This is a genomic window from Hoeflea sp. BAL378, from assembly GCF_000759435.1.
Lineage (GTDB): Bacteria > Pseudomonadota > Alphaproteobacteria > Rhizobiales > Rhizobiaceae > Hoeflea.
This window is the reverse complement of sequence record NZ_JRJG01000199.1, coordinates 1-2,382: the sequence shown is the minus strand read 5'-3', so window position 1 is coordinate 2,382 and position 2,382 is coordinate 1. Positions and strand designations below refer to the sequence as shown.

Annotated in this window: 3 protein-coding genes and 1 pseudogene; all 4 read left to right on the top strand. The window is 68.5% G+C overall.

Annotated elements, in window-relative coordinates; all coding sequences use genetic code 11:
- A pseudogene (locus tag LL06_RS24975) lies at positions 1-450 on the top strand (DNA-packaging protein); the annotation flags it as partial.
- A 172-nt stretch (positions 451-622) separates the two neighbouring features.
- On the top strand, positions 623-919 hold the full coding sequence (locus tag LL06_RS24970) for a Dabb family protein (RefSeq protein ID WP_035533466.1): 297 nt from the start codon (positions 623-625) through the stop codon (positions 917-919).
- A gap of 98 nt (positions 920-1,017) precedes the next feature.
- Entirely contained in the window at positions 1,018-2,196 is a 1,179-nt protein-coding gene (locus LL06_RS24965; protein ID WP_035533464.1) for a phage portal protein, read from the top strand.
- Between the two features lie 73 nt (positions 2,197-2,269).
- On the top strand, positions 2,270-2,382 hold a 113-nt coding region (locus LL06_RS28375), incomplete at its 3' end, for a DUF6107 family protein (protein WP_244447222.1).

Genomic DNA, 2,382 nt, shown 5'->3' with positions numbered 1-2,382 from the left:
TGCTGCGGCATCGTCGCCGCCGGGCTCGATCAGGACGGGCGCGGTGTGGTGCTGGCCGACGGCTCGGTCGAGGGCGCCAGCCCGACCGGGTGGGCCGAGGCCGTGGCGCGGCTCTACCGGCGCTTCGACGCCGACTGCGTGGTGGCCGAGATCAACCAGGGCGGCGACATGGTGACGAGCGTGCTGAGAACGGTCGAGCCGTCGCTGCCGGTGCGGACCGTGCGGGCCTCGCGCGGCAAATGGCTGCGCGCCGAGCCGGTGGCGGCTCTCTACGAACAGGGGCGCGTGGTCCATGCCGGCCATTTCGCGGGGCTCGAGGACCAGATGTGCGATTTCGGCCCGGACGGGCTCAGTTCCGGCCGCTCGCCCGACCGGCTCGACGCGCTGGTCTGGGCGCTGACCGAGTTGATGCTGGGGCGCAGGGGCGAGCCGCAGGTGCGGCATTTGTGAAAGTTCGTCATGGAAGTTCGGGGACAGTTTACTTTTTGGGCGTCGCCCAAAAAGTAAACTGTCCCCGACATGCAGCAGGTGCGGCATTTGTGAGCGGGACGCGTCATGGAGGTTGCCAACCCGCGGCGAAGCGTGAATCAGGATGGCGCATCAAGACCGAAAGGAAGTGCCCATGATTCGCCACATCGTGTTTTTCAGCGTCAAGGACCGGGCCGATCGCGACCGGGTGGAGCAGGGCCTCAACCTGCTGGCGGCGACGCCGCATGCGCGGTTTTTCGAGATCGGCCGCAATCTCAACACCGATCCGATTTCCGACCCCGTCGACTTTGTCGTCTATGGCGAATTCGACGACGAAGCGGCGCTTGCTGCCTACAAGGCCGATCCGCTCTACCAGCGTTCGATCGACATCGTGCGGCCGCTGAGGGAACTCCGGATCGCCGCCGACTTCGTGAGCGCCGCCCGCGACTGAGGCCGCCGCGCGCGGCGTCACACGAGAGATCCTGTTTCAACCCCGCCAGGGTCGCCCTGGCGGGGTTTTTGATTCCAGAGCTTCGAAAGGGTGAGACCATGGCATTCGGATTTCGGCTTCCCTGGACCCGCGCCGCGGCGCCCCGGCCGCCTGCTGCCAAGAGCTGGCTGCCGGGCGCGATCGCAGCACTTGCGGACGGCGACGGCGCGCGCTGGAGCGGGCGCAGCTATGCGGGTCTTGCGCGGGAAGGCTTCATGCGCAATCCGGTGGCGCACCGCGCGGTGAGGATGATCGCCGAAGCGGCTGCTTCCGTGCCCTTCGTGGTGTTCGACGGCGGCCGCGAGCAGGAGCGCCACCCGGTCATGGACCTGCTTAACCGCCCGGATCCGAACGGCGCCGGCGACAGCTTCTTCGAAACCCTCTACGGCCAGCTGCTGCTGTCGGGCAATGCCTGGATCAACCCCGTGAGTGCGGGCGGGCGCATCGCCGGGCTGCAGCTCTTGCGGCCCGACCGCATGCGGGTGATCGAGGGCGCCGACGGCTGGCCGGTGGCCTACGAGCACCAGGCGGGCGGGCGGCGGCAGCGCTTTCCGGCCCAGCCCGAGGAGGGGCCGGGGTTGTTGCACCTGAAGCTGTTTCATCCGCTCGACGATCATCTGGGATTCGCCCCGCTGGAGGCGGCGCTGATGGCGCTCGATCTGCACAATTCGGCGATGAGCTGGAACAAGGCGCTTCTCGACAATTCCGCCCGGCCGTCGGGCGCGCTGGTCTACCAGCCCAAGGACGGCGGCAATTTGACGCCTGAGCAATACGAGCGGCTGAAAGCCGAACTCGAGGACGGCTACCAGGGCGCGCGGCGCGCCGGGCGGCCGATGCTGCTCGAGGGCGGGCTCGACTGGAAGGCGATGGGGCTCACGCCCCGCGACATGGATTTCATCGAGGCGCGCAACGGGGCGGCGCGCGACATTGCCTTGGCGCTCGGCGTGCCGCCGATGCTCTTGGGCATCCCCGGCGACCTCACCTACGCCAATTACCAGGAGGCCAACCGCGCCTTCTGCAGGTTGACCGTGCTGCCGCTGGTGGGGCGCACGGCGCAAGCGCTGACCGCCTGGCTGCAGCCGGTCTATGGCGCCGGACTGAAGGTGGAGTACGACGCCGACCGGCTGCCGGGGCTCTCGGCCGAGCGCGACGCGCTGTGGGCGCGGCTTGGCGCGGCCGATTTCCTCAGCGACGAGGAAAAGCGGGAAGCCGTGGGATATCAGCGTGTTGCGGGCTGAAGCGGATTCAGGTTCCGAGCGTCTTGACTCAGTTTGGCAAGACGCGCGGCGGGAGAAGGAAGGAGGCGGGACGATGCAGGGCATGGAACCCGAGCCGGCCTGGCTTGCCGTGCGGATTGCCGGCGCGGTTGCGGGCGCCTTGGTCTCGCTCGCCTACATGATGCCCAAAAGCGCCCGCGAGGCCGC

Excerpts from the sequence above, each read along its gene's own strand:
- LL06_RS24970 (WP_035533466.1), top strand. The coding sequence starts at position 623 with ATGATTCGCCACATCGTGTTTTTCAGCGTCAAGGACCGGGCCGATCGC.
- LL06_RS24965 (WP_035533464.1), top strand. The coding sequence starts at position 1,018 with ATGGCATTCGGATTTCGGCTTCCCTGGACCCGCGCCGCGGCGCCCCGG.